This window comes from Streptomyces sp. NPDC003038 (assembly GCF_040611115.1).
Classification (GTDB): domain Bacteria; phylum Actinomycetota; class Actinomycetes; order Streptomycetales; family Streptomycetaceae; genus Streptomyces.
The window spans coordinates 125851-151613 of record NZ_JBEXNN010000010.1; the positions used below are offsets into that span (position 1 = coordinate 125851).

Sequence of the window (25763 nt, forward strand, 5' to 3'; positions counted from 1 at the left end):
CCGTCTGGTCCTTCACACTGTTCTGCCCCCACTGTTCTCCCCGGAACGTGCGCCGCACTCACGTTTCCCCCGGAGGGGCGCGATCGTTGGAGGGGGCGTGACTCTTCTGACGAGGCGGGCAGGGGCGGGCTTGGCCGCCGTGGCGGCATGGGTGGGCCTCCTGGGCGGCCTGGCCGGATGCACCCGGGACGGCGGATCCCCGATCGAGATCCAGCTCCCCGGCAAACCCCGGTCGCCGGACGAGGCCATCCGGATCACCCCCGACGACAACGCCAAGGGGGTGGCGGCCGACGGACGGCTCATGGTCACCGTGCCCGAGGGCCGGCTGGAGCGGGTCGTGGTCACCAAGGTGGAGGACGCGCAGGAGGAGCGGGTTCCCGGCTCCATCGCCGCGGACGGGCTCAGCTGGAGCCCCGATCCGTCGGCCGGCCGGCTCGCGCTGGCGGCCAAGTACACCGTGGACGCGGTCGCCCGCGACGGGCACAACCGCCGCCAGGCCCGGCACACCACCTTCACCACCTACGTGCCCGAGGAGCGGTTCATCGGCTACTTCAAGCCCGAGAACCGCTCCACCGTCGGCACCGGCATGATCATCTCTTTCAACTTCAACCGCTCCATCGAGCACCGGGCGGAGGTCGAGCGGGCCATCACCGTCAGCTCCGACCCGGCCGTCGAGGTCGTCGGCCACTGGTTCGGCGACGACCGGCTCGACTTCCGGCCCAAGGAGTACTGGAAGGCCGGCACCCGGGTCACCGTGAAGATGAAGCTGCGCGACGTCCAGGGCGCCGCCGGCTCGTACGGCATCCAGGACAAGACCATCGGCTTCACGATCGGCCGCTCCCAGATCTCCACCGTGGACGCGGCCGAGCACACCATGGAGGTCCGCCGGGACGGGCGGCTGCTCTCGACCCTGCCGATCAGCGCCGGTGCCCCCAAGACCAAGACGTACAACGGGAAGATGGTGGTGATGGAGCTCTTCGACGTCACCCGGATGAACGGCCAGACCGTCGGATTCGGCGGCGAGTACGACATCCCCGACGTCCCGCACGCCATGCGGCTCACCAGCTCCGGGACCTTCCTGCACGGCAACTACTGGCTCAGCCCCGACACCTTCGGCACCAGCAACATGAGCCACGGGTGCGTCGGCCTGCGCGACGACAAGGGCGGTGGCTCGGACACCCCGGCCGGCTGGTTCTTCGACCGGACCCTCATCGGAGACGTGGTGGAGGTCGTGAACTCGCAGGACAAGACGGTGGCCCCGGACAACGGGCTGGGCGGCTGGAACATGTCCTGGGCCGACTGGGTCGCCGGCTCCGCCCTCGTGTGAGCACCGTGAGCCCTCCCGACCGTACCGCCTCCCGACCGTGCCGCCTCCGTGCCGGGCCCCGCTCCCGTGCCGGGCCCCGCTCCCGTGCCGGGCCCGGCACTTGGGACGGAACGGTGACAAGACCGTGGCTCTTCGTGATACCCCCGTGTGATTACCTGTCGGCAAGCGCGCGACTGTCCGCGCGCGGGGGACATGGGGAGAACACGAGTGAACCTGCAGCCGATACGCGGCCGCGCCCGCACCGGCCTGCCGGCCCTCCTGCTGGGGGCGGCCCTGCTGTTCACCACCGCCTGCGGCGGCGGCGGAACCGGTGGGGGCGGCGGCGACAAGGGTGAGGGCGGCGGCAGCGGCAAGACCGGTACCGAGGCGTCCAAGGCCGTGGTCAGCGTCAAGCCGGACGACGGGGCCAAGGAGGTCGCCACCAGCGGCGTCCTGAAGATAACGAGCACCGGTGGCAAGCTCACGACGGTGACCGTCGCCGACACCAAGGGCAACGCGGTCGAGGGCAAGCTCACCGACGACGGGGCGAGCTGGGAGCCCGCCCGGCACCTTGCCTCCGCCACCGAGTACAAGGTGCACGCGGTCGCCAAGGACGAAGCCGGCCGGGAGTCCGCCAAGGACACCACCTTCACCACTCTGACCCCGACGAACACCTTCATCGGCCACTACACCCCCGAGGACGGTTCCACCGTCGGCGTGGGCATGCCAGTCTCGATCAACTTCACCCGCGGGATCACCAACCCCGAAGCCGTCGAGAAGGCCATCACCGTGACGGCCGAGCCGTCCGTGCCGATCGAGGGCCACTGGTTCGGCAACGACCGCCTCGACTTCCGCCCCGAGAACTACTGGGCCGCGGGCACCAAGGTCACCGTGAAGCTCGCCCTCGACGGAGTCGAGGGCCGCCCCGGGGTGTACGGCAAGCAGACCCGTACGGTCACCTTCACCATCGGCCGCTCCCAGGTCTCCACGGTCGACGCGGGCACCAAGCAGATGGAGGTCGTCCGGGACGGGCAGCTCCTCAAGACCATCCCGATCACCGCGGGCGCCCCGGCGACGACCACCTACAACGGTCAGATGGTCATCAGCGAGAAGTACAAGGTGACGCGGATGAACGGCGCGACCGTCGGCTTCGGCGGCGAGTACGACATCTCCGACGTGCCGCACGCCATGCGGCTGTCGAACTCGGGCACCTTCGTCCACGGCAACTACTGGGCCTCCTCCGGCACTTTCGGCTCGGCGAACGTCAGCCACGGCTGCATCGGCCTGCGCGACGTGCGCGGCGCGGGTGACGGGAACCAGCCCGCGGCCTGGTTCTTCAACGAGTCCCTGATCGGCGACGTGGTCATCGTGAAGAACTCGAAGGACAAGCAGATCGCCCCGGACAACGGCCTCAACGGCTGGAACATGCCGTGGGCGGAGTGGATCAAGTAGCCCCCTCCGTGAGGTGGTCCACGTGGCCCGGTGCTGTGACCCACAGCACCGGGCCACCGTCCGTTCTGTGCCCTTTCCGGGGGAGACCCCCGGACCCCCTGAGCACTAACCTCCGCTGTATGACCATCTCTCTCGAAGTCTCCGAAGGCGTCGGCACCATCCGCCTGGACCGGCCGCCCATGAACGCCCTGGACATCGCCACCCAGGACCGGCTGCGCGAGCTGGCGGTGGAGGCCACCGACCGCGCCGACGTCCGCGCGGTCATCCTCTACGGCGGTGAGAAGGTGTTCGCGGCCGGAGCGGACATCAAGGAGATGCAGGCGATGGACCACGCGGCGATGATCGCCCGGTCCCGCGCGCTCCAGGACGCCTTCACCGCCGTGGCCCGTATCCCCAAGCCCGTCGTCGCGGCCATCACCGGCTATGCGCTGGGCGGCGGCTGCGAGCTCACGCTGTGCGCCGACTACCGGATCGCCGCCGAGAACGCGAAGCTCGGCCAGCCCGAGATCCTGCTCGGCCTGATCCCGGGTGCGGGCGGCACCCAGCGGCTGTCCCGGCTGATCGGCCCGTCCAAGGCCAAGGACCTCATCTTCACCGGGCGCATGGTGAAGGCCGACGAGGCGCTGGCCCTGGGGCTGGTCGACCGCGTCGTGCCCGCCGCCGAGGTGTACGAGCAGGCGCACGCCTGGGCCGCCAAGCTGGCCCAGGGCCCCGCGATCGCGCTGCGCGCCGCCAAGGAGTGCGTGGACGCCGGCCTGGAGGCCGACATCGACACCGGGCTGACCATCGAACGGAACTGGTTCGCGGGGCTGTTCGCGACCGAGGACCGCGAGCGCGGCATGCGCAGCTTCGTCGAAGAGGGGCCGGGCAAGGCCAAGTTCGTATGAGCGCGGCTGTATGAGTACGGCTGTATGAGCACGGCCGTATGACCACGGGCGTATGAGCAGCTCCGCGTCAGTGGGCGGTCCTCCCTGAGGGTGGATTAGCCAGGCCTTAAGAGAGCCTTAAGCGCAAAAGGCGTCCCACTCACCGTGATCGACTCCCTGCGGTCTGTCACCGCAGGTCAAGTCCCCAGCGAGGAGCCCTCGTTGCCATGCGCATATGACATGACACCTCATCGGAATACTTGATTCCGGTGGGTGTTTTCCTGCGGAACGGCCCGGACGGGCGGGTCGGCCGTCCATGATGGGTGCATGGCGGGCCTGGAGGGTGTGGAACAGCCGCGGCAGCGCGGGAGCGCTTCGGCCGTACGGCTCACGGCGGCTCTTGAGGACGAACAGGGCTTCAAGGCGCTGGAGTTGCATGGAAACCCGGCCGAGGCGGAAGTGACGCTGCCGTCCATGCCCGAGTCGGCGAGCACCGCTCGCCGGCTCACCCAGTGCGTGGTGGTCCGCCTCTGGGGCCTGTCGCCGCAGATCGCCGAGCACACGGTCCTGCTGGTCTCGGAGCTCGTCGGCAATGCGGTGCGGCACACCGGAGCCCGCTCCTTCGGTTTACGGATGGTGCGACGGCGCGGCTGGATCCGGGTGGAGGTGCGCGACCCCTCGCGCGGGCTGCCCTGCCTGATGCCGGTTCATGAGCTGGACACCACCGGCCGGGGCCTGTTCCTCGTCGACAAGCTCTCCGACCGCTGGGGCGCCGACCTGTTGCCGCGCGGGAAGATCACCTGGTTCGAGATGCGGGTCGCCGACCGCCAGAACGCCTGAAGCCCCCTGATCGCCGTGGTGGGCGGTGCGGGGGCTTCATGGGTGCGCCGAGGATCGATGGGGTGTGATCCTCGGCGTGGCGACTTCGCTCGGGTCAATGGGGAAGCCGTGATTCCGACTATGGCAGACGAGGGCGCGAACGCCAAAACTCCCTACTCGGACATAAGTGTGCAAATCATAAGACTTTCTAGCTAAATCTTAGGTGAGCTGGACCACTCGCCTCGCAATCAATGAATAACTATCGACCGTTCTGCGTGAATCGTTGATCACATAGCGGACGGACCGCCCTGGAAGCCCTTTCGGCGAACGTCGCTAATTGGGTCAATCATTACCTTCCGGGCCATCCACCCCTTAAATGGGCAGGTGTTCTCACCTCCAGGCCGCCGCGCGGCCCTGCGCGCGGGTGCCGCCACCGTGGTCGGCCTCACCGCCGCCTGTGGATCGGAGCGGCCCGCCGCCCCGCCCTCCGGCCCGCCTCCGGGCCCGTCCCGACCGGCCCGGCCCGCGCAGGCGGCCCCGGCCGGCCCGCGCCGGTTCGCCGGGCAGCCCGTCGAGATCGGCCACGGTCCGCGCGACCGCCCCCGGGTCGCCCTCACCTTCCACGGCAACGGGGAACCCGCCATCGCCCGGGCGGTGCTGGCCGAGGCCGAAAGAGCGGGCGCGCGGGTCACCGTACTGGCGATCGGCAGCTGGCTCGACGCGCACCCGGCCATGGCCCGCCGGATCCTGGACGGTGGCCACGAGCTCGGCAACCACACCCAGCGCCACCTCGCCATCAACGCCATGCCCGCAGCGGAGGCCTATGCCGAGATCACCGGCTGCGCCCAGCGGATCAAGCGCCTCACCGGTTCCATCGGCACCTGGTTCCGGCCCTCCCAGACCCAGCACGCGACCCCGCTCGTCCAGACACTGGCCCGGCGGGCGGGCTACCCGCACGTCCTCTCATACGACGTGGACTCCCTCGACTTCACCTCGCCCGGCGCGGCGGCCGTCATCCGCACCGTCACCGGGACGATCCGCAGCGGATCGGTGGTGAGCCTGCACTTCGGCTACGCGGACACGGTCGACGCGATGCCGCCCGTCCTCGAAGAACTCGCGCGCCGCAAGCTGAGCGCGGTGACCACCACGGAGCTGCTGACCCCATGATGACCACCCGCCTTCCCCGGAAGGCCGCCGTGCTGCTGGCCGGTCTGGTCCTCGCCGCCCTGGCCGGCTGCGGATCAGCCGGCGAGGGACCCGCCGAGTCACTCGGCTCCAAGGGCCCGGCCGAGCCCGCCAAGGCAGTGCCTGCCGTTCCGCCGGGACTGCCCGGCATGCCCCCGGTCCTCGACCCCAACGACATCTACGCGGCCAACCGGCCCGGCAAACTCTCCCCGGTGGTCAAGGACTTCCCCTCCCGCGTCTACGTGCCGAACACCAACTCGAACACGGTGTCCGTCATCGACCCGGAGACGTACCAGGTCATCGACACCATTCCGGTCGGCGTCCAGCCCCAGCACGTCGTCCCCTCCTGGGACATGAAGACCCTGTGGGTCAACAACAACCGGGGCCACACCCTCACCCCGATCAACCCGGCCACCGGGGAGGCCGGAAAGCCCGTCGAGGTGCACGACCCGTACAACCTCTACTTCACGCCCAACGGCAGGTACGCGATCGTCATGGCCTCGATGGACAGGGAGCTCGTCTTCCGCGATCCGCACACGATGAACCGCGTGAAAACCGTTCCGGTGAGCTGTTACGGCGTCAATCACGCCGACTTCTCCGCCGACGGCCGGTACTTCATCGTCAGCTGCGAGTTCTCCGGGGAACTCCTGAAGGTGGACACGGAACGGATGGAGGTCATCGGGCAGCAGAAACTGCCGTTCGAGGGTGCGATGCCGCAGGACGTCAAGGTCTCGCCGGACGGAAAGACCTTCTACGTCGCGGACATGATGGCGCACGGCATGTGGGTGCTCAGCGGCGACACGTTCGAGACGCCGAAGCTGCTGCCGACCGGAAAGGGCTGCCACGGCTTGTACATCAGCCGTGACTCCAAGGAGATGTACGTCCCCAACCGGGGCGAGGGCACCATCTCCGTCTTCGACTTCAAGGAGAACAGGCTCACGAAGAAGTGGGTATTGCCCGACGGCGGCAGCCCCGACATGGGCGGCGTCTCGGCCGACGGGCGGGTGCTGTGGCTGTCGGGTCGCTACAACTCCGAGGTCTACGCGATCGACACCGTGAGTGGCAAGCAGCTGGCCCGGATCCCCGTGGGCGGCGGTCCGCACGGCCTCGCCGTGTACCCGCAGCCCGGCCGCTACTCGCTCGGCCACACCGGCATCTTCCGCTAGGTCGACCCCGCGGGTCCGGCGGGGGCCCGGCGCGGTTCCGGCGGGGCCGGGCGCCGGCCGGTCGGGCATGACCGTGCCCCGGGAGCTCGCACAGCTCCCGGGGCACTGCCATGTGCTCGTCGGACGAGGGGCTACCAGGCCACCGGCAGCCGCTCGGGCAGCCGCTTGATGAAGCCCGTACGCCAGACGAGGTTTTCGGCGGGCACCGCGAGCCGCAGCTCGGGCAGCCGCTCGACCAGCACACGCAGGGCGATCTCGGCGTGCGCCCGGCCCAGCGCCGAGGCCGGGCAGAAGTGCCGGCCCGCGCCGAAGGCGAGGTGGGACTGGGAGCTCTCGCGCTCCAGGTTCAGCTCCTGCGGGTTCTCGAAGACCTCCGGGTCGAAGTTGGCCCCCTCCAGGAGGACGAGTACGAGCTCACCCTCGCGCACCAGGACGTCACCGACCTGGATGTCCGCCATGGCGATGCGCGGCAGGCCGTCACCGACGGACAGGTTCCAGCGCAGCAGCTCGTCCACGGCCTTGCCCATGCGCTCGGGGTGAGCGCGCAGGTAGCCGATGAGCTCGGGCTTCTGGAGCAGCGCGAGGACCGCGAGGACCAGGAACGCGGACGTGGAGACCGCGCCCGCCCCGAAGAGCGAGACGGCCACGGTCGCGAACATCTCGTCGGTCAGGTGCGCCGACTCGGGGTCGGCCTCCTTCAGCTCCGCGAACCTGCCGAGAAGCCCCGTACGCTCCTCGGAAGGCAGGGCGAGCTGGGCTTCGAGCTGCTCGGTGAAGTACCCGACGTCCTTGTACCAGTTGAGGGCCGAGTCGGCGAACGGTTCGCGCGCCGTCATGAACGCGACGTCCAGCCCCGACATCAGCCGGCGCCAGTCCTCGAACGGCACGCCGAGCACCTGGCAGTGCAGAGCCGCCGAGAAGGGGTCGGCGAACCCCGTCCGGAGGTCTGCCGGTCCACCCTCGGCGACGATCTGGTCGATGAGCTCGCCGGCCTTGGCCAGCAGCGCGTCCTGGAGCCCCTGCTGGCGCGGGTTGAGCGCCTTCATCACGGCGTTGCGCAGGCCGGCGCCGTTGATGTTGCCCATGTTGTTGACGACCTCGGGCGGGATCGTCAGCGCGTACTGGCGGGGGACTCCGGCGTTCGCGGTGTCCTTGAGGCTGAACCGCTCGTCCTCCAGGACCTGTTTGGCCAGCGCGTAGCTGCTCACCAGCCAGGCCGGGTCCCCGGTGAGAGTACGGACCTTGGCGACCGGAGCCTTCTCGCGCAGCCAGGTGCACTCCTGTGGAAGCACGTCGCCGCGCCGCGAGAGAGGGAAGTCGAGGAGCGGCTGCTGCTCCCGGCTCTCCCGGCCCTCAAGCTGCTCGACGCTCATCGGTGATCCTTTCGGTCGGTGCGGGGTGGGGCGCGGCGACGGCCTCGGGCCGGACGACGGCGTAGGCCTGGTTCCTGGTCGCGCGCAGGCCACCGCCCCGCGCGAAGAGGACATCGGTGAGCGGCATCTTGACGTGGTAGGCCGCCACCGAGGACGGCACGTTGAGAATGCTCGGGGTGTCCACGAAGAACGGCAGCTCGGCCGCGATGTAATCGAAACAGACTTGTAGCTGCGCGTCGGTGATGGATTCACCTTCCGGCACCTTGGAGCCGACGAAGTGAAGGGCCATCTCCTCGCAGCCCTTGCGGAACTCGTCGTCGGTTTCCAGGAAATGCAGCACGCGCCGGTGCAGTAGCTGGTACACGGGATTCGTCTGGAACTCTGAAAGTGCTCTCACGCGAATCTCGGCGTCTGGCGGACCTGATTCCTCCACGCCTTTGAGAATCCGCCGCCGGACCGCCTTGATCTCCTTCGTGGCGCGTTTCTCCGCATGCTCCCGGGAATACCCGAACGCGGCGAACATCCGGTCCACGTGAAGGTCCGCGTAGACGAAGTCGACTTGCGCGAAGCGGGTCGTGGCCCACCGGGCGAGACTGGTGATGCGCTCGGAGCTGAAGTAGCTGTTTCCAGGACTCACTCCGATGAGCACATGATCGCCGTCTTCCCAGATATGGCGGCAGGTGCGGGTGAAGGGCAAAACTTCGAATGATGCGTCAGCTGTCATCGTCACCTATGTGATCGCCTTGTTGCCGCTTGTCCCTGGGAGCCCTGCGCTCCCGGTGTGGCGGCAATGTCGGTACGTTATGCCGTGATCCCGAAGCGTGACAAGTGGAGGCCGGAATTATTGGCCGGAATTATCGCTTCCGCGCTACGGAAGAGTAATGGGATTTCTATCTGCCGCTCGAATGGGACCCGAGGTCGGGGAGGGGTGGGGAGGCCGCTACCCTGAGCCGGTCAACAAGCACCAAGAAGGGGTGGACCCAGTGGCGGACATCGACAGCGCGAAGACGACCTTCGAGCGGTTCGACAAGGACGGCGACGGCTTCGTCACGGCCGACGAGTACCGGGGCGCCATGGCCGCCATGGGCGACCCGTTCGTCACCGGCCCGGTCGCGGACGCCGTGATCGCCGCCAAGGACGTGAACGGCGACGGCCTGCTGAGCTTCGACGAGTTCTGGACCTCCGTGAACAAGTAGCGCCCGCCGTGCGCCCCTTGCCCCCGCCGGGGCCGGGGGCGCGGTCAGGCCCCGGGGGACCCGTCCCCGACGGGGCCGGACATGTCCTCGACCTCGCTGAGGGCCTCCCGCAGCCAGTGCAGCCAGAACGTCTCCAGGGCGATCCCGCCGTGCAGGACGAGCCGGCGCAGCCGGTCCTCCACGGCGTCGCGCCCCGGCGGGAAGTCCTTCTCCTCGATGGCCTCGTACTGCGCCAACTGCCGCTGGTGCAGCTCCAGATGGCGCCGCAACTCGGGCCCGAGCCCCTGCGGCCCCACGACCCCCGCCGCGCGGATGCGCAGCAGCAGGGGGTCGCGCATCGGCTTCGGGTCCTGGCTCTCGCCGACCCACCGGGCGAGCTCCGCGCTTCCGGCGGGCAGGACCTCGTACTCCTTCTTCTGACCCCGTACGGGCACCTCGCTGGGCAGCTCCCGGATCAGGCCGGATTCCTCCAGCCGACCGAGCTCGCGGTAGATCTGCTGGTGCGTCGCGGACCAGAAGTACCCGATCGACTTGTCGAACCGCCGGGTCAGCTCCAGCCCGGACGAGGGCTTCTCGAGCAGGGCGGTGAGGATGGCGTGCGGGAGCGACATGCGGCCATCCTAGGTTTGCGGCGCGGCTCTCACCGGCCGGCCGCCTCCGGCCCCCGCGCCGCCCGCCCGTCGCCTACCGGCCGCCAGGCGGACAGGGCCTCGGCCGTGCGCGGACCGGGGGCCTGTGCGCCCAGCAGGCCGTGGGCCCGCAGCAGCGACGCCACCGCCGGGGACCAGGCCTGGCGCAGACCCGCTTCGGCGAGGAGCGCGGGCTCGGAGAGAAGCGTGTGGGCCGGGCCCAGGCGGATGCCCGCCGGGGTGAGGACCGCCGCGTCGTCGGCCCACCGCACGGCCAGGTCCACGTCGTGCGTGGCCATCACCACCGTGGTCCCCGCCGACCGAAGGCCCGCCAGGACCTCCAGCAGGCGCTCCTGGCCGTCCGGATCGAGCCCGGCCGTCGGCTCGTCGAGGATCAGCACGCGCGGCGCCATCGCCACCGCACCCGCGATCGCCGCGCGCTTGCGCTGCCCGTATGAGAGGAGGTGGGTCGGGCGGTCCCGCAGCGCCGTGATGTCCAGCGCGGCCAGCGCCGAGTCCACCCGGGCGCGTACCTCCGCGGCGGACAGGCCCAGGTTCAACGGCCCGAAGGACACGTCCTGTTCCACCGAGGCCGCGAACAGCTGGTCGTCCGGGTCCTGCACGACCAGCTGCACCGCCGTCCGCAGCCGGGTCAGACCGGCCCGGTCGTACGTCACCGCCGCGCCGTCGAGGCGCAGCGCGCCGGAAACCGGCCGCAGGCCCCCGCTCAGCAGCCGCATCAGCGTGGTCTTGCCGCTGCCGTTGCGGCCCAGCAGGACCAGGGCCCGGCCCGGCGCGATCCCGAAGTCCACGCCGGACAGCACCGGAGGCCCGTCCTCGTACGCGTAGCCCGCGCCCACCAGTTCCACCAACGGACTCACGGATACAGCTCCTTCAGGGCGAGAGTGGATGCGACCAGCGTGGTCAGCAGGGCGGCGGACCCGGTCAGGAACCGCCAGGACAGCGCCGCCTCGGGTACGAGCACGCGCAGCGCGCCGTCGTAGCCGCGCCCGGCCAGACCCGCCTGGAGCCGGGCCGCGCGGTCGAAGGCCCGTACGAAGGCGGTCGCCGCGAGCCCGGCCAGGGAACGCCACGCCGCCGCGCGGCCCGCGTGCCCCAGGCGGGCCGCCTGGGCGCGGCGGATCTGCGTGAGGGAGTCGAGCAGCAGGAACCCGATCCGGTACATGACCAGGGCCACGTCCACCACCGGGGCCGGGACCCCCGCCCGGACCAGCCTCGGCAGCACGTCCGAGACCGGCGTCGTGAAGGCGAACAGCAGCACGCCGAGCGAGGCCGCCGAGGTGCGCAGCAGCAGTTCACCCGCGTGCCGGGGGCCGTCGGGGGCCAGCGAGACGAGCCCCGCCGGGCCGCCCACGGCGAACAGCAGCGGCGCCGCCCCGGTGAAGCAGAAGCCGAGCGGGATCCGGAAGGCCCGCCACAGCTGCCGCCCGGCCACCCCGGCGGGTCCGAGGAGCAGCGCGAGGGTGGCCGCGGCGACGAGTGGTCCGCCGGGCCAGGGCGGCAGGCACACCGCGGTGACCGTCAGCCCCAGACCCAGCAGGGCCTTCTCCAACGGGTGGCGGCGGCGCCAGCGACTGCTGTGCGCCGCCACGTCGATCGGCAGCACCGCCCTACGCCTCCGGCGCGGTGGGCGATGCGGGGGAGGCCCCGGGCCCCTTCGCCGCACCGGCGGGACCGACAGCGGGCGCGGTTGCCGTTGCCGGAGCGGAGGTCGGCGCCGCGGCCGAGCCGGCCAGGCCCGCGGGGGCGACCCCGTCCGGATCCGGCGCGGACCCGGGCCCGGTCACCGGAGCGGCCGGACCGGCACCGGCCGCGGGGGCGGCCCCGTCCTGGCTCGCCAGGCCCGCGGCGGCGATGGCGGCGCCCTGGCGACGGCCCTTGCGGACGCCGAAGTAGTACGCGAGCACGCCCGCGCCGAGCGCCGCCTGAAGCGCGAACAGCGCGGACTCGATCTCGCCGGACGGCGGTTCGTACAGAGGCGAGAACCAGGGCTCGTAATCCGGCTTCAACTCGGTGATGGCCGCCTCCGCCTCGGCGTCGGCGCCCGCGAAAGGCTCCTCCTTGCCCTCGCCCATCCCCAGCGCGAGCGGGAGCACGGCCAGCGCCGCCACCAGGAGCAGCAACAGGGTGTTGATCTTCGCGTTCTTCGTCATCAGACCGTCGCCTCCGGCTTCGTCCTGCCCTGGGTGAGCTTCGCGACCCCGAGACGGACCAGGTCCGACCTGCTGGACTGCATCAGCAGCCGCATCACGAGGACGGTGAGCAGCCCCTCGCTCACCGCGAGCGGGATCTGTGTGACCGCGAAGATCCCGCCGAACTTGGCGAGCGCGCCCGCGAATCCCGTACCCGGGTCGGGGAAGGCCAGCGCCAGCTGGACGCTGGTGACGCAGTAGGTGACCAGGTCGGCGAAGAAGGCGCCGAAGAAGACGGTCACCATCAGCGGCAGGCCGAACCGGCGGAGCAGCCGGTAGATCCCGTAGCCCGCCCAGGGCCCGGCGACGGCCATCGAGAAGACGTTGGCGCCGAGCGTGGTCAGCCCGCCGTGCGCGAGCAGCAGCGCCTGGAAGAGGAGGGTGATCGTGCCGAGTACGGCCATGATCGGCGGCCGGAACAGGATCGCCCCGAGCCCCGTGCCGGTGGGGTGGGAGCAACTGCCCGTCACCGAGGGAATCTTCAGCGCGGACAGGACGAAGGTGAACGCTCCGGACGCCCCGAGCAGCAGCGTGCTCTCCGGATTGGCCTTCACCTCGCGGGTGAGGGCGCGGACACCGTGGACGACGAAGGGAGCGGACGCGGCGCCCCAGGCGACCGCGTGCAAGGGGGGTAGAAACCCCTCGGCTATATGCATGAGTAGGGAGACCTCTCCAGCACCTCGTGGATGGACAACGCGCCCCGGCCGGTCTCCTGGCTCACGGGTGCTGATGCCCGGTGCTCCGCCTTCCCGGGGCCGTACGGTTTCCCGCGCGTTCCCAGTGGCTTTCCCGCAGGAGTGGAGCCGGACTTCCCGATCACAGTGGCGAGGGCCGCACCGGTTTCTCACCGGTTTCCCGAACACCAAGGCCCGCTGACCCTAGTCGGCCGCGCGGACCGGTAACAAACCGACCCGCGTGCGGGCGTGGCCGCGCAGCGTACGCGCGCCGAGCACGCCCGCGCCCGCCGGCGCTCCGGCGAGGGGCGCGAGCTGCCCGCTCCGGTCTCCCCATGGCGAAGACCGGCAGGGCCCGGGCGGTCCCTGCCGGTCGTCGGAGTGTTCTCAGCAGACGTTCGGGTGCGCGATGTCCACGACGAGCCGCTCGGGCGCGTGCAGGACCATGGTGGAGTACGCGGGCTTGGTGTCGAAGGCCGCGCCGAAGGTCACGTACCCCTCGTAGTCGCCGGTGAAGGCGATTCCCTTGAGCTTGCTCAGGTAGATCTTCTGCAGCCGGGGGCCCTGGTAGACGTTCTGCCCCTCCTCGGTGTGCGCGGCGGCGGGATTCAGGCGGATCTCCAGGAAGTACTTCCCGGCCAGCGGGACGGGATGGCCGGACCCGTCGTAGTACAGCTGCGGGACGGGGGTGACGGTGTACCCGGGGACGTATCCCTGCAGGTCGATGACGATCCGGTCGAACGTGCAGTGACCGCCCCAGCGGGCATTGACGACGAGCGGGGTCTGGGTCTGGGCCTGGGCACGAGTGGTGCCGGCGGCGGTGTTCGCGGCGGCGGAGCCCGGTGCGGCGAGCGCAAGCCCGGCGGTGAGCAGGGCACCCGTGGCCAGGGCCACGATCTGCCGGCGACGTAGACGACGTGGGTGGTTCATGACGTCCCCCCGATTCTCCAGAGACGGGGACAATGTTGTCACCTGTAGAGACACCCGGCGCCGGTCCGCGGTTGCACTGGCCCGCCGTGATAACGGGGGCGTGTTTCGCGGACCTCGCCGGCCGGGAGGCACGCCTCAGCGGGCCAGCAGTGCGCTCAGCTCGGCGTCGAGGTCGTAGTGCCGCCGCTCCTGGCCGCGCGGGACGAGCGTCGTGAGCCGGCGGCACAGCCCGTGCACGTCCTTGGCCCGCGCGGAGACCACACAGTTCTGCTCGCCGTTGCCGAAGGCGAGGTAGATCCGCGGCTCGGTGCCCTGCCGTCGTGGCCAGACCTGTATGTCGCCCTCGCCGCTGGCACAGGTCTCCCCGTCGAGCAGCAGGTCGCGGGAGAACACCCAGTGCGCCAGATGGATCCCGGCCCCCTGGAGGTCGAGGGACACCTCGTAGGGCCGGTCGGTCCGGTAGGTGAAGGCTCCGCGTATCGGGATGTAGGCGGGTATGTCCTCCAACCGGAGCGGAAGGACGCGGTGTTCGGTGACGGCCACGGAGGTGTACCTCTCTCTCGGCGTGGGGATTCCACACGCCCCTCGGGCAAGCTGACCCACCGCCCGCCCCTACCCCGTCGGGCCGGACGTCCTCGGCCGAGGGCCGTTGAACTTCCCCACATGCCGAAGGGCCCGACGCGTACGCCGGGCCCTGCGGGTCACATGTCCGGGATCAGCACTCGATGACGTTGACCGCGAGGCCGCCGCGGGCCGTCTCCTTGTACTTGACCTTCATATCCGCGCCCGTCTCCTTCATGGTCTTGATGACCTTGTCGAGGGAGACCTTGTGGCTGCCGTCGCCGCGCATCGCCATCTTGGCGGCGGTGACCGCCTTGACGGCCGCCATGCCGTTGCGCTCGATGCAGGGGATCTGGACCAGGCCGCCGACCGGGTCGCAGGTGAGGCCGAGGTTGTGTTCCATGCCGATCTCGGCCGCGTTCTCGACCTGCTCCGGGGTGCCGCCCAGGACCTCGGCGAGGGCGCCGGCCGCCATCGAGCAGGCCGAGCCGACCTCGCCCTGGCAGCCGACCTCGGCGCCGGAGATCGAGGCGTTCTCCTTGAACAGCATGCCGATCGCGCCCGCGGCGAGGAGGAAGCGGACCACGCCGTCCTCGTCCGCGCCCGGCACGAAGTTCATGTAGTAGTGCAGCACCGCCGGCAGGACGCCCGCCGCGCCGTTCGTGGGCGCGGTGACGACGCGGCCGCCCGCCGCGTTCTCCTCGTTGACCGCCATGGCGTAGATCGTCGCCCACTCGCTGCGGTGCATCATCGGGTCGCCCTCGGTGCGCAGCTGGCGCGCCGTGGAGGCGGCCCGGCGCTTGACGCGCAGGCCACCGGGGAGGATGCCCTCGGTGGACATGCCGCGCGCGACGCAGGCCTGCATGACGCGCCAGATCTCCAGGAGGCCCTCGCGGATCTCCTCCTCCGTGCGCCAGGCCTTCTCGTTCTCCAGCATCAGGGAGGAGATGGACAGGCCGGTCTCGTTCGCGAGGCGGAGCATCTCGTCGCCGGAGCGGAAGGGGTACTTCAGCTCGGTGTCGTCGAGCTTGATCCGGTCCTCGCCGACCGCGTCCTCGTCCACGACGAAACCGCCGCCGACCGAGTAGTAGGTCTTCTCCAGCAGCGGGGCGCCGGCCTCGTCGTACGCGAAGAGCGTCATGCCGTTGGCGTGGTACGGCAGGGAGCGCCGGCGGTGGAGGATCAGCTGGTTCGGCTCGTCGAAGGCGATCTCGTGGACATCGCCTATCTCCGTGCCGAGGAGCCGCAGGCGGCCGGTCCGGCGGATGCGTTCCACCTCGTCATCGGCCGTCTCCACGTTCACCGTGCGCGGGGAGTGACCCTCCAGGCCCAGCAGCACCGCCTTGGGAGTGCCGTGGCCGTGGCCGGTCGCCCCGAGGGAACCGAACAGTTCCGCGCGGACGGACGCGGTCTGGGCGAGGACCCCGTCTTTCTTCAGCCGCATCACGAACATGCGCGCCGCGCGCATCGGGCCGACCGTGTGGGAGGAGGAGGGACCGATGCCGATGGAGAAGAGATCGAAGACGGAGATGGCCACTGGCGGACTCCCTTGTCTGCTCGTGGGGTGGGAGGGTGCGGGAGGGCGTTGAGGCAGATTGTTCGGATTTTGTCCGACAGGTGAGCGTAACGCGTGGAGATGAACGATTCGTCCGCCCGACAAGGCGGAGAGGGGCTGCGGGCGGGCCGGGTGTGGGGCGGGTCACGTTCCGGTGCGCGGTGCGCGGTGCGCCGTGTGCGGCGTCCGCGCCTCCGTCCCGGCCCGGATGGGGAGGGGCAGACCCGCGAAGGGGCTGCCCCTCCCCACCGCGCGGTGCATCGGCCCGGTGGGCTGCCCCGCCCTCGGTGGACAGTGCTCGCGCGGCGATCGGGGCGGCGCCCGCCTCGCGCCAAGAGAAAGGCCCGGCCCCGCGCACAGCCAGGCCGGGCCCTCCCTAGCCGTGGCTCAGAGCGACGGGTACAGCGGGAACTTCGCGGCGAGGGCGGAGACGCGCGCCTTGAGGCTCTCCCCGTCGTACGCCGGCTTCAGCGCGGCCGCGATGATCTCCGCGACCTCGGTGAAGTCCTCGGCGCCGAAACCGCGCGTGGCGAGCGCCGGCGTACCGATCCGCAGGCCCGAGGTCACCATCGGCGGCCGCGGGTCGTTCGGGATCGCGTTCCGGTTGACCGTGATGCCGATCTCGTGGAGGCGGTCCTCGGCCTGCTGGCCGTCCAGCTCGGAGTTGCGCAGGTCCACGAGGACCAGGTGGACGTCCGTACCGCCCGACAGGACGGAGACGCCGACCTCGGTGACGTCCGGCTGCACCAGGCGCTCGGCGATGATCCTGGCGCCCTCCAGGGTGCGCACCTGGCGCTCCTTGAAGTCCTCCGAGGCCGCGATCTTGAAGGAGACCGCCTTGGCCGCGATGACGTGCTCCAGCGGGCCGCCCTGCTGACCCGGGAAGACCGCGGAGTTGATCTTCTTGGCCAGCTCCTGCGTCGACAGGATGACGCCGCCGCGCGGACCGCCGAGGGTCTTGTGCGTGGTGGTGGTGACGACGTGGGCGTGCGGCACCGGGTTCGGGTGCAGACCCGCGGCGACCAGGCCGGCGAAGTGGGCCATGTCGACCATCAGGTACGCGCCGACCTCGTCCGCGATCCGCCGGAAGGCGGCGAAGTCCAGCTGGCGCGGGTAGGCGGACCAGCCGGCGACGATCAGCTGCGGCTTGGACTCCTTGGCGAGGCGCTCGACCTCGGCCATGTCGACCTGTCCGGTCTCGTCGACGTGGTACGGAACCACGTTGTAGAGCTTGCCGGAGAAGTTGATCTTCATGCCGTGGGTCAGGTGACCGCCGTGGGCCAGGTTCAGGCCCATGATCGTGTCGCCCGGCTTCAGCAGCGCGAACATCGCGGCGGCGTTGGCCTGCGCGCCCGAGTGGGGCTGCACGTTCGCGTGCTCGGCACCGAAGAGCGCCTTGACGCGGTCGATCGCGATCTGCTCGACCACGTCGACGTGCTCGCAGCCGCCGTAGTAGCGACGGCCCGGGTAACCCTCGGCGTACTTGTTGGTCAGGACCGAGCCCTGGGCCTCCATGACGGCGACCGGAGCGAAGTTCTCCGACGCGATCATTTCCAGGGTCGACTGCTGGCGTACGAGCTCGGCGTCGACGGCGGCGGCGACGTCCGGGTCGAGCTCGTGGAGGGGGGTGTTCAGTACAGACATCGAGATCCCCTGGGGTTTCAGTTGTCGGAGTGGGTGAGCGCGGCGTACTCCTCGGCGGTGAGCACATCGCTCGGCTCCTGCGCGACGCGCACCTTGAACAGCCAGCCCCCCTCGAACGGCGCCGTGTTCACGAGCGACGGGTCGTCCACGACGTCCTGGTTGGCCTCGACGACCTCACCGGTGACGGGGGAGTACAGGTCGCTGACCGACTTGGTCGACTCCAGCTCGCCGCAGGTCTCGCCCTCGGTCACGGCGGAGCCGACCTCGGGGAGCTGGGCGTAGACGACGTCACCGAGCGCGGTGGCCGCGAACTCCGTGATGCCGACCGTCGCGACGCCGCCCTCGGCGTCCGACAGCCACTCGTGCTCCTTGGTGTAGCGCAGCTGCTGGGGGTTGCTCATGGCCTGATTCTCCTGGATGCGGGGGAGTGGATACGAACTGCGGTCTTGGGTACTGAGACGGTGCCGTACGGGTGCCCGTACGGCAGAGGTCGTGAGCGGAACGGCTGTGGGACTACTTCTGCCGCTTGTAGAACGGCAGGGCCACGACCTCGTACGGCTCATGCGTACCGCGAATGTCGACGCCGACGCCGGAGGTGCCGGGCGCGGCGTGCGCCGCGTCCACGTACGCCATCGCGATCGGCTTGCCCAGCGTCGGGGACGGGGCGCCGGAGGTGACCTCGCCGATGACCTGGCCGTCGGCCACGACGGGGAAGCCGGCGCGCGGCACACGGCGGCCCTCGGCGATCAGGCCGATCAGCTTGCGCGGCGGGTTGGTGGCGGCGCGCTCGGCGGCGGCCTCCAGCGCGGCGCGGCCGACGAAGTCGCCCTCCTTCTCGAACTTCACGACCCGGCCCAGGCCCGCGTCGAACGGGGTGAGGGAGGTGCTCAGCTCGTGCCCGTACAGCGGCATGCCCGCCTCCAGGCGCAGCGTGTCGCGGCAGGAGAGACCGGCCGGGACCAGGCCCACGCCCTCGCCCGCCTTGGTCAGCGCCTGCCACAGCTCCACGGCGTGCTCCGGGGCGACGAACAGCTCGAAGCCGTCCTCGCCGGTGTAGCCCGTACGCGCGATCAGCGCGGGCACCCCGGCCACCGTGCCCGGCAGGCCCGCGTAGTACTTGAGACCGTCCAGGTCGGCGTCGGTGAGCGAGGCGAGGATGCCGGGGGACTCCGGGCCCTGCACCGCGAGCAGCGCGTAGGCGTCGCGGTCGTCGCGGACCTCGGTGTCGAAGCCGGCGGCGCGCTCGGTCAGCGCGTCGAGGACGACCTGGGCGTTGGAGGCGTTGGCGACGACCATGTACTCGGTCTCGCCCAGCCGGTAGACGATCAGGTCGTCGAGGATGCCGCCGTCGGCCTGGCAGATGTGCGTGTAGCGGGCGCGGCCGACGCCGACGGTGGAGATGTTGCCGACCAGCGCGTAGTCCAGGGCCTTGACGGCCTCCGGGCCGGTCAGCGTGATCTCGCCCATGTGGGACAGGTCGAAGAGACCGGCCTTGGTGCGGACGGCGTTGTGCTCGTCGCGCTCGCTCGCGTACCGCAGCGGCATGTCCCAGCCCGCGAAATCGGTCATGGTCGCACCGAGGGAACGGTGCAGCGCATCGAGGGCGGTCAGACGGGGGGCAGTGCTCATGGGTGTGGCTCCCGGGTCCCAGGGCATCGACATGACATGACGAGGACGTTCCTCCCCATCTGTCATCGGAACCTGAGAGGTTCGCCGGGAGTTCCCCCGATCTTTCGATCACCGGGGAAGCCCGACTTGCACCTTGGGTGGAGCGCGCGCCCCACGGACGGCGGCGCGGCTCGCTTTTCAGATCTGCCTCATCCACGCGGTACGGGGCCTGAGAGATTCAAGGGAGGTACTTGCTCCTTCGGCGCCCGGGCACGGCCTTGCGGCGTGCCGGGACTCTCCCGCGCGGATTCAAGCGGCCGGTATGCAGTTGGTCCAGATGGCGCACATCATTGCACGCCTCGGTGAGGACCGGGTGTGCGGGCCCGGAAGAGGTACGGACACCGGGGCGCACAACGGCGCGGACACCGGCGCGGGCGTCGGGCGGCCGGACCGGAACCGGGGGCCGCGGGATTACCGTCTCTTTACACTCAGTGGGCAAGGGTCCTGGCGGCCCGAATCGGGGGAGGCGATCACTGTGCGGAGATTCGGAGTAGTGGCGGCGGCGGGAACCGTGGACGGGGTCCCGGCGCAGTGCGGTGTGCGCGCGCCCGAGGCCGTTCCGGAGGAAGGCCGCGCCCGGGTGCGGGACCTGCGCGGACCGGGGATCCGCGTACCGCAGCACCTCACCTTCGCCGAGGGGGACATCGTGGTGGTGTCCGGCCTGCCGGGCGGCGGCAAGAGCACGCTGATCAAGCGGGCCGCGGCGGGCGGGGGCATCGACTCCCAGGACGTGCGCGAGCGCTGGGAGCGCCGGATGCCGGCGGCGCTCCCGTACGCCGTGTACCGGCCGCTGGTCCGCGCCGCGCACTACCGGGGACTGTGGCGCACCCTGCGTTCCGGCGCCTCCGTGGTCGTCCACGACTGCGGTACGCAGAGCTGGGTACGGGGCCTCCTCGCCGCGGCGGCGCGCCGCCGCGGCCGGGCGCTGCACCTGCTGCTCCTGGACAGCAGCCCCGAGGAGGCCCTGTCCGGGCAGGCGGCGCGCGGCCGGCGCGTCTCCGCGTACGCCTTCGCCCGGCACCGGGGGGCGGTGACCCGCCTGCTGCGCGACGCGGAGGCCGGCCGGCCGCCGGCGGGCTGCGCCTCGGTGGTCCTGCTGGACCGCCGCTCGGCCGCCGCCGTGACCCGCATCGTGTTCCACGCCTGAGTGCTGCTGCCGGGTGCCGGTCCGGGCGGAGCCCGGCTGGGTCTGGCCGGAGCCCCAGCAGCGGAGCCCCAGCAGCGGGGCCGCGGCCCGGGGCCCGTTAGCCTCGGCACGACACATCGCGGAACCAACGGAGGCAACGGCACATGCAAGGCAGCGGCTGGCCGGGGAATGAGCTGGAGCAGGTGCTCGGGGCGGCGCTGGGGCAGCCGGACGCGGGGGCGCGGATCCTGGAGGTGCTCGGGCGCAGCCAGGTCTGGGTTCCGCTGCCGGGCGGTGGCGGCCCCGACGCCGCGAGCCTCAGCCTGCCCACGATGGACATCGGCGGGGCGGCGTACGTCCCGGTGTACAGCTCCGAGGCCCAGTTCCTCGCCTGCGCCGGACCCGGGATGGACTTCGCCGTCGCCCCCGCCGTGGAGTTCGCCCGCGGCCTGCCCCCGCAGCTCGGCATCGCGGTGAACCCCGAGGGCGCGGTCGGCGTCCCGCTGCCCCCGCCCGCCGTCGCCGAGCTGTGCCGCGCCGGCGGGGCCGGGCTCGACGGTCCGGCCACCGGCGGCCGCGTCCGGCTGTACGAGCCCGACTGGCAGGAGGACCCGGTGGACTTCCTGGCCGCCGCGGCCGAGGAGTTCCGGGCCTGCGGCGTGGTCGCGGCCGGGTACCGCTGCCTCGCCAGCGTCGAGGGCGGGGCGCCGCAGCTGTTCATCGGTGTCCGGCTGCTGGGATGGGAGCCTGAGGCGCGCAACGCGCCGATGGAGGCCCTCGGCCGGGCCATGACCAGGGTTCCGCCGCCGTGGCCCGTGCAGTTGATCCTCCTGGACGCCGCGCAGGACCCGATGACCGACTGGATCGGCGAGCGCGTGCGGCCCTTCTACCTTCCGTAGACCCGGCTTCCGTAGCCCCGCCTTCCGTAGGCCACCTTCGTAGACCCGCCTTCCGCAGGCCGGGTCCGCGAACTCCCGCCCGCGTGCCCGACGCCGTCGGGCACGCGGGCTCCCCGCATCGGGGTCGGCCCCGGGCGGCGTCTTCGCACCGACTCCCTCCCCGGCCTCGCGGTCTTCCCCTCGGCCCCCCGGGGCCGGGGGAGGGCCGATGGCACCGGAGGTGGCTCCCTGATCCGGCCCGATCGGCAGGCCACCCCCTAAGCTGGTGACGTCTCCGGCCGCACGCGTGGCCCGGGTACGCGTGGACGACGGGCGGACGAAGAGGGGTACCGGGTGAGTGCGTCAGGCACGGCCGCGGCCGGGCAGGTCGAGCACATGCTGCGCCAGGTGACTCCCGGGCGCTATGAGAGCTATGAGTCACTTCTGCACGCCCTCGCCGAGGGCCGGCTGTGGATGCTGCTGTGGCAGGGGCAGCCGGGCTCCCCGGACGCCCAGTACGGCGGCATGGAGGTCGAGAGCCTCGGGTACGCGCCCTGCGTCACCTCCCCGCAGGAACTGGCCGCCAGCGGCTGGAACCGGGGCTACGAGGTCGTCACCGGCCGGGACGTCGCCCGCGCCCTCTACCCGGACCGCTGGGGCCTGTGGCTCAACCCGCACGCCCAGGGCGGTGGCCTCGGCGTCCCCTGGGCCGACCTGCGCCGCATCGCGACCGGCCTGGACCGGATGCCGGCCGGGCCGCTGCGGCTGTCCGAGCCGGCCATCGAGCTCCCGCAGTTCTACGGGCTGTTGACCCAGCACGCCCACCGCACGCCCGCCGTCCGGTCGTTGCGCCGGGCCTGGGTGCAGCCCGCGCTCGGGTCGCCGTACCTCGCGGTGGGGCTCGACCTGTACGACGCCTCCGCGCCCGCGCTGGAATCCGTACGGGAGATGATGCGCCAGTCGGTCGGCGTGGTCCCCGAGGGCGTCCCGGTGTGCACGGTCGCGCTGGCGGACGAGCACGATCCCGTCGCGATGTGGCTGCGCGCGCAGACCCGCCCCTTCTACGACCGCGAGGGCCAGGCGCCGGCGTACTGACCGTTGGTTGAGTGCTTCCCCGGGCGCTTCCCCGGCGTATCCCGGGCATTCACATAGTGAGACATCCGTCTCGAAGGCCGCACCGAATCCGATCGGTGCGGCCTTCGGCATATCAGCCGACTCCGACCAAGAAGCGCTCCGGAAATGGCAGTTGGGACCGATGTCCGTTCCGCGCCGAACGGGCGGTGTTTCACCGCTCAACAGAGCACACGGTTCGGATAACGGAAGGTGGCGACGCAGATCACGGTTGCGCATCACATCACCGGCAGGTCTGGCGGGCGATCGAGAGGCCGTTGAAGACTCCCCCCACCGAAGGCCGGTCAACCACACGATCACCAGCTCTTCCCGTGCACTTCAGGCGCGTTTCGCGCCAATCGCACCATCAGTGACGCCGATAGAACCAAGCCGCCACAGCGGCGGGCATGGGCCGGCCACCGTCGGCCGAGAGGGGTCCCCAGCACGATGACGGCACCACTGCACGACACCAGCGCGGCCGAGCCCGCAGCCGTGGCCGCCCCCGAACTCCCGCAGAAGGCGATCGAGGGACGCTCGCCGTGGCAGATCGCCTGGCTGAGGCTCAAGCGCGACAAGGTCGCCCTCGCCGGCGGTGTCATCGTGCTCCTGCTGATCATCGTCGCGATCTTCGCGCCGCTGATCGTCAAGGCCTTCGGCCACCCGCCGGAGGAGTTGCACGAGGACCTGCTGGACCCGCTGCTCGGCCTGCCGGCCGGCGACTGGGGCGGCATCAGCAAGGACTTCCTGCTGGGCGTCGAGCCGGTCAACGGCCGCGACGTCTTCAGCCGGATCGTCTACGGCGCCCGCATCTCGCTGCTGGTGGCCTTCCTGTCCGCCTTCGTGGCGGTGTCGCTGGGGACCTTCTTCGGCATCATCGCCGGCTACTTCGGCGGCTGGGTCGACGCGGCCATCAGCCGCGTCATGGACCTGCTGCTGGCCTTCCCGCAGCTGCTCTTCATCATCGCGCTGGTCTCCGTCATCCCCAACGAGCTCTGGGGCTTCGAGGGATCCGGCCTGCGGATCGCCGTACTGGTGCTGGTCATCGGCTTCTTCGGCTGGCCGTACATCGGCCGCATCGTCCGCGGGCAGACCCTGTCCCTGCGCGAACGGGAGTACGTCGAAGCCGCGCGCAGCCTCGGTGCGGGCCGCATGTACATCCTCTTCCGCGAACTTCTTCCGAACCTGGTGGCGCCGATCACCGTCTACTCGACGCTGATGATCCCCACCAACGTGCTGACCGAGGCCGCCCTGAGCTTCCTCGGAGTCGGCGTCAAGCCGCCCACACCGTCCTGGGGAGAGACGCTCTCCACGGCCGTGCGGACCTACGAGGACGATCCGCTCTTCATGATCTTCCCCGGCGTGGCGATCTTCATCACCGTGCTGGCCTTCAACCTCTTCGGCGACGGCGTCCGTGACGCCCTCGACCCGAAGGGCTCCCGCTAGCGACCGCGGGAGCAAACGTTTCACCGGCCCGGGGCTTCGAGCCCGGAGCCGGAACACACCGGAACTACAACGGAGGGTTGCGAGCATCGTGACTACCCATCGCACGTCGAAGCGCAGGCTTGCCGCTGGCACGGCCGTCGTGCTCGCGGCCATGCTGACCGCGACCGCCTGTGGCGGCGGAGAGACGACGGACGACAAGAAGGCCGGCGCCGGCAGCGGCTTCAACGCCGGCATAGGCAAGGTCGCCAACCCGTCCGACAAGAAGGGCGGCGAGCTCAAGTTCGTCGGCACCCAGGAAGCCGACTCGTGGGACCCGCAGCGCGGCTACTACGGCTTCATGTGGGACTTCTCCCGCTACTACGCCCGCCAGCTGATCAGCTTCAAGCCCGCTCCGGGCACCGAGAGCACCGAGCTCGTCCCCGACCTGGCCACCGCCAAGGCGGAGATCAGTGACGGCGGCAAGACGTACAAGTACACCCTCAAGGACAACGTGACCTGGGAGGACGGCACCCCCGTCACCGCCCAGGACGTGAAGTACGGCATCCAGCGCACCTGGGCCCAGGACGTCATCTCCGGCGGCCCGGTCTACCTGATGCAGGTCCTCGACCCGAAGAGCGAGTACCCGGGCCCGTACAAGGACCCCAGCCCGGACAAGCTCGGCCTCAAGGCGATCGAGACCCCGGACGCGAAGACCATCATCTTCAAGCTGCCGCAGCCCAACGGTGACTTCGAGCAGATGCTGGCGATGCCGGCGGCGAGCCCGGTCAAGCAGGAGAAGGACACCGCGGCCAAGTACGGCCTGAAGCCCTTCTCCAACGGCCCGTACAAGATCGACTCGTACGAGCCCAACAAGAGCATGAAGCTCTCGCGCAACGAGCACTACAAGCCCGAGTCGGACACCATCCGCAAGGCGCTCCCGGACACCATCTCCGTCACGTTCATGGCGAACGCGGATGACATGGACAAGCGCCTGATGAACGGCGAGTTCGACCTCGACATCAACGCGACGGGCATCGGCCAGGCGGCCCGCTCCACCGCGCTGAAGGACCACAAGGGCAACCTCGACAACGGCCAGACCGGCTTCATCCGGTACGCCGTCTTCCCGCAGACCGTCGCGCCGTTCGACAACATCGACTGCCGCAAGGCCATCATCTACGCGGCCGACAAGAAGTCCCTGCAGACGGCCCGCGGCGGCCCGCAGGCCGGTGGTGACATCGCCCCCAACATGCTCCCGCTGGGCATCAAGGGCTCCGACGCCAAGTACGACCCGTACGAGGTCCTGAAGAACGACGGCAAGCCGAACGTCGAGAAGGCCAAGGAGCACCTCAAGGCCTGCGGCAAGCCGGACGGTTTCAAGACCACCATCGCGGTCCGCAACAACAAGCCGGTCGAGGTCGCCACCGCCGTCTCGCTGCAGAACGCCCTGAAGCAGGTCGGCATCGAGGCCAACGTCGACCAGTTCGACGGCGCCCAGACCTCCGGCATCATCGGTTCGCCCAAGGTCGTCAAGGACAAGGGCTACGGCATCATCATCATGGGCTGGGGCGCCGACTTCCCGACCGGTCAGGGCTTCTCCCAGCCGCTGGTCGACGGCCGCTTCATCCTGCAGAGCGGTAACAACAACTTCTCCGAGCTGAACGACCCGGCGGTCAACAGCCTGTTCGACCAGGCCATCGCGGAGACCGACCCGGACAAGGCCGGCGAGATCTACAAGCAGATGAACCAGAAGGTCTCCGAGGCCGCGGTCTACCTGCCCTTCGTCTACGACAAGACGATCACCTGGCGCAGCAGCCGGCTGACGAACGCCTACACCTCCGACGCCTACAACGGCCGGTATGACTACGCCTCCCTGGGCGTCGTCAAGTAACCGCTCACCAGACCGGTTCAGTTCCACTTCCAGTGTTCCAGTGCCACACCCGCTAGGCACGAAGGGCAGGTGATGGCCGCGGTTGCGGCTTGGGGGCGCTCT

The 25763-nt window shown here is 70.5% G+C and carries 25 protein-coding genes and 2 riboswitches; of the genes, 12 read left to right on the forward strand and 13 right to left on the reverse strand.

Going from position 1 to position 25763, the window contains the following annotated elements:
- The first annotated feature begins 106 nt into the window (after nt 1-106).
- The 6 genes from ABZX75_RS15655 to ABZX75_RS15680 all read left to right on the forward strand — a co-directional run bounded on the left by ABZX75_RS15655 (nt 107) and on the right by ABZX75_RS15680 (nt 6794).
- The gene (locus ABZX75_RS15655) at nt 107-1327 is read left to right on the forward strand and encodes an Ig-like domain-containing protein (RefSeq protein ID WP_355410798.1); all 1221 of its coding nucleotides are present in this window, start codon (nt 107-109) and stop codon (nt 1325-1327) included.
- Between the two features lie 213 nt (nt 1328-1540).
- Nucleotides 1541-2758, forward strand: coding sequence for an Ig-like domain-containing protein (locus ABZX75_RS15660; protein ID WP_355410799.1), 1218 nt, complete (start codon nt 1541-1543; stop codon nt 2756-2758).
- Nucleotides 2759-2877: 119 nt separating this feature from the next.
- On the forward strand, nt 2878-3645 hold the full coding sequence (locus ABZX75_RS15665) for an enoyl-CoA hydratase-related protein (RefSeq protein WP_355410717.1): 768 nt from the start codon (nt 2878-2880) through the stop codon (nt 3643-3645).
- A gap of 306 nt (nt 3646-3951) precedes the next feature.
- Nucleotides 3952-4464 carry an ATP-binding protein gene (locus ABZX75_RS15670; RefSeq protein ID WP_355410718.1) on the forward strand — a complete coding sequence of 171 codons (513 nt, stop codon included), beginning with the start codon at nt 3952-3954 and terminating at the stop codon, nt 4462-4464.
- A 363-nt stretch (nt 4465-4827) separates the two neighbouring features.
- Complete coding sequence (locus ABZX75_RS15675; RefSeq protein WP_355410719.1) at nt 4828-5610, forward strand: polysaccharide deacetylase family protein; 783 nt, start codon at nt 4828-4830, stop codon at nt 5608-5610.
- Entirely contained in the window at nt 5607-6794 is a 1188-nt protein-coding gene (locus ABZX75_RS15680) for a YncE family protein (RefSeq protein ID WP_355410720.1), read from the forward strand. The genes ABZX75_RS15675 and ABZX75_RS15680 overlap by 4 nt, the downstream gene beginning before the upstream one ends.
- Nucleotides 6795-6925: 131 nt before the next feature.
- Here the strand turns inward: ABZX75_RS15680 and ABZX75_RS15685 are convergent, their stop codons facing one another.
- Complete coding sequence (locus tag ABZX75_RS15685; RefSeq protein WP_355410721.1) at nt 6926-8167, reverse strand: cytochrome P450; 1242 nt, start codon at nt 8165-8167, stop codon at nt 6926-6928.
- Entirely contained in the window at nt 8148-8891 is a 744-nt protein-coding gene (locus tag ABZX75_RS15690; protein WP_355410722.1) for a tRNA-dependent cyclodipeptide synthase, read from the reverse strand. Before ABZX75_RS15690 ends, ABZX75_RS15685 begins: the two co-directional genes overlap by 20 nt.
- Before the next feature lie 259 nt (nt 8892-9150).
- Between ABZX75_RS15690 and ABZX75_RS15695 the strand changes: the two genes are divergently transcribed.
- On the forward strand, nt 9151-9363 hold the full coding sequence (locus tag ABZX75_RS15695; RefSeq protein ID WP_355410723.1) for an EF-hand domain-containing protein: 213 nt from the start codon (nt 9151-9153) through the stop codon (nt 9361-9363).
- Between the two features lie 44 nt (nt 9364-9407).
- Here the strand turns inward: ABZX75_RS15695 and ABZX75_RS15700 are convergent, their stop codons facing one another.
- The 11 genes from ABZX75_RS15700 to gcvT all read right to left on the reverse strand — a co-directional run bounded on the left by ABZX75_RS15700 (nt 9408) and on the right by gcvT (nt 19198).
- Complete coding sequence (locus ABZX75_RS15700) at nt 9408-9974, reverse strand: PadR family transcriptional regulator (RefSeq protein ID WP_355410724.1); 567 nt, start codon at nt 9972-9974, stop codon at nt 9408-9410.
- Between the two features lie 29 nt (nt 9975-10003).
- Nucleotides 10004-10873: an ATP-binding cassette domain-containing protein gene (locus ABZX75_RS15705; RefSeq protein ID WP_355410725.1), complete on the reverse strand. Its 870-nt coding sequence runs from the start codon at nt 10871-10873 to the stop codon at nt 10004-10006.
- Entirely contained in the window at nt 10870-11619 is a 750-nt protein-coding gene (cbiQ, locus tag ABZX75_RS15710) for a cobalt ECF transporter T component CbiQ (RefSeq protein WP_355410726.1), read from the reverse strand. Before cbiQ ends, ABZX75_RS15705 begins: the two co-directional genes overlap by 4 nt.
- A 4-nt stretch (nt 11620-11623) precedes the next feature.
- Nucleotides 11624-12166, reverse strand: a complete 543-nt coding sequence (locus ABZX75_RS15715) for an energy-coupling factor ABC transporter substrate-binding protein (protein WP_355410727.1) — start codon at nt 12164-12166, stop codon at nt 11624-11626.
- Nucleotides 12166-12861: an energy-coupling factor ABC transporter permease gene (locus ABZX75_RS15720; protein WP_355410728.1), complete on the reverse strand. Its 696-nt coding sequence runs from the start codon at nt 12859-12861 to the stop codon at nt 12166-12168. Before ABZX75_RS15720 ends, ABZX75_RS15715 begins: the two co-directional genes overlap by 1 nt.
- A 28-nt stretch (nt 12862-12889) precedes the next feature.
- Nucleotides 12890-13111: riboswitch (cobalamin riboswitch) on the reverse strand.
- Nucleotides 13112-13266: 155 nt separating this feature from the next.
- On the reverse strand, nt 13267-13809 hold the full coding sequence (locus ABZX75_RS15725) for a hypothetical protein (protein WP_355410729.1): 543 nt from the start codon (nt 13807-13809) through the stop codon (nt 13267-13269).
- A gap of 135 nt (nt 13810-13944) precedes the next feature.
- Nucleotides 13945-14352: an SsgA family sporulation/cell division regulator gene (locus tag ABZX75_RS15730; protein WP_355410730.1), complete on the reverse strand. Its 408-nt coding sequence runs from the start codon at nt 14350-14352 to the stop codon at nt 13945-13947.
- A 172-nt stretch (nt 14353-14524) separates the two neighbouring features.
- Nucleotides 14525-15907, reverse strand: coding sequence for an L-serine ammonia-lyase (locus ABZX75_RS15735; protein ID WP_355410731.1), 1383 nt, complete (start codon nt 15905-15907; stop codon nt 14525-14527).
- Between the two features lie 405 nt (nt 15908-16312).
- Entirely contained in the window at nt 16313-17569 is a 1257-nt protein-coding gene (glyA, locus tag ABZX75_RS15740) for a serine hydroxymethyltransferase (protein WP_355410732.1), read from the reverse strand.
- 17 nt (nt 17570-17586) lie between these two features.
- Nucleotides 17587-17970, reverse strand: a complete 384-nt coding sequence (gene gcvH / locus ABZX75_RS15745; protein ID WP_355410733.1) for a glycine cleavage system protein GcvH — start codon at nt 17968-17970, stop codon at nt 17587-17589.
- A 112-nt stretch (nt 17971-18082) separates the two neighbouring features.
- Nucleotides 18083-19198 carry a glycine cleavage system aminomethyltransferase GcvT gene (gcvT, locus tag ABZX75_RS15750; RefSeq protein WP_355410734.1) on the reverse strand — a complete coding sequence of 372 codons (1116 nt, stop codon included), beginning with the start codon at nt 19196-19198 and terminating at the stop codon, nt 18083-18085.
- 187 nt (nt 19199-19385) lie between these two features.
- Nucleotides 19386-19489: riboswitch (glycine riboswitch) on the reverse strand.
- A 286-nt stretch (nt 19490-19775) separates the two neighbouring features.
- On the opposite strand from gcvT, the gene ABZX75_RS15755 reads away from it, so the two are divergent.
- From ABZX75_RS15755 to ABZX75_RS15775, 5 genes are all read left to right on the forward strand, one after another.
- Complete coding sequence (locus ABZX75_RS15755) at nt 19776-20384, forward strand: AAA family ATPase (protein ID WP_355410800.1); 609 nt, start codon at nt 19776-19778, stop codon at nt 20382-20384.
- A gap of 143 nt (nt 20385-20527) precedes the next feature.
- Entirely contained in the window at nt 20528-21262 is a 735-nt protein-coding gene (locus ABZX75_RS15760) for an enhanced serine sensitivity protein SseB (RefSeq protein WP_355410735.1), read from the forward strand.
- A gap of 333 nt (nt 21263-21595) precedes the next feature.
- Nucleotides 21596-22336, forward strand: a complete 741-nt coding sequence (locus ABZX75_RS15765) for an enhanced serine sensitivity protein SseB C-terminal domain-containing protein (RefSeq protein ID WP_355410736.1) — start codon at nt 21596-21598, stop codon at nt 22334-22336.
- Between the two features lie 462 nt (nt 22337-22798).
- Nucleotides 22799-23794, forward strand: coding sequence for an ABC transporter permease (locus ABZX75_RS15770; protein ID WP_355410737.1), 996 nt, complete (start codon nt 22799-22801; stop codon nt 23792-23794).
- Between the two features lie 88 nt (nt 23795-23882).
- A complete protein-coding gene (locus ABZX75_RS15775) occupies nt 23883-25661 on the forward strand; it encodes an ABC transporter substrate-binding protein (RefSeq protein ID WP_355410738.1) in 1779 nt (592 codons plus the stop codon).
- The last annotated feature ends 102 nt before the right edge of the window (nt 25662-25763 follow it).

Bases quoted from the DNA above. Each gene is read 5' to 3' on its own strand.
- ABZX75_RS15665 (WP_355410717.1), top strand. From the start codon at position 2,878: ATGACCATCTCTCTCGAAGTCTCCGAAGGCGTCGGCACCATCCGCCTG.
- ABZX75_RS15670 (WP_355410718.1), top strand. From the start codon at position 3,952: ATGGCGGGCCTGGAGGGTGTGGAACAGCCGCGGCAGCGCGGGAGCGCT.
- ABZX75_RS15680 (WP_355410720.1), top strand. From the start codon at position 5,607: ATGATGACCACCCGCCTTCCCCGGAAGGCCGCCGTGCTGCTGGCCGGT.
- ABZX75_RS15685 (WP_355410721.1), bottom strand. From the start codon at position 8,167: ATGAGCGTCGAGCAGCTTGAGGGCCGGGAGAGCCGGGAGCAGCAGCCG.
- ABZX75_RS15690 (WP_355410722.1), bottom strand. From the start codon at position 8,891: ATGACAGCTGACGCATCATTCGAAGTTTTGCCCTTCACCCGCACCTGC.
- ABZX75_RS15700 (WP_355410724.1), bottom strand. From the start codon at position 9,974: ATGTCGCTCCCGCACGCCATCCTCACCGCCCTGCTCGAGAAGCCCTCG.
- ABZX75_RS15715 (WP_355410727.1), bottom strand. From the start codon at position 12,166: ATGACGAAGAACGCGAAGATCAACACCCTGTTGCTGCTCCTGGTGGCG.
- ABZX75_RS15720 (WP_355410728.1), bottom strand. From the start codon at position 12,861: ATGCATATAGCCGAGGGGTTTCTACCCCCCTTGCACGCGGTCGCCTGG.
- ABZX75_RS15725 (WP_355410729.1), bottom strand. From the start codon at position 13,809: ATGAACCACCCACGTCGTCTACGTCGCCGGCAGATCGTGGCCCTGGCC.
- glyA (WP_355410732.1), bottom strand. From the start codon at position 17,569: ATGTCTGTACTGAACACCCCCCTCCACGAGCTCGACCCGGACGTCGCC.
- gcvH (WP_355410733.1), bottom strand. From the start codon at position 17,970: ATGAGCAACCCCCAGCAGCTGCGCTACACCAAGGAGCACGAGTGGCTG.
- gcvT (WP_355410734.1), bottom strand. From the start codon at position 19,198: ATGAGCACTGCCCCCCGTCTGACCGCCCTCGATGCGCTGCACCGTTCC.
- ABZX75_RS15760 (WP_355410735.1), top strand. From the start codon at position 20,528: ATGCAAGGCAGCGGCTGGCCGGGGAATGAGCTGGAGCAGGTGCTCGGG.
- ABZX75_RS15770 (WP_355410737.1), top strand. From the start codon at position 22,799: ATGACGGCACCACTGCACGACACCAGCGCGGCCGAGCCCGCAGCCGTG.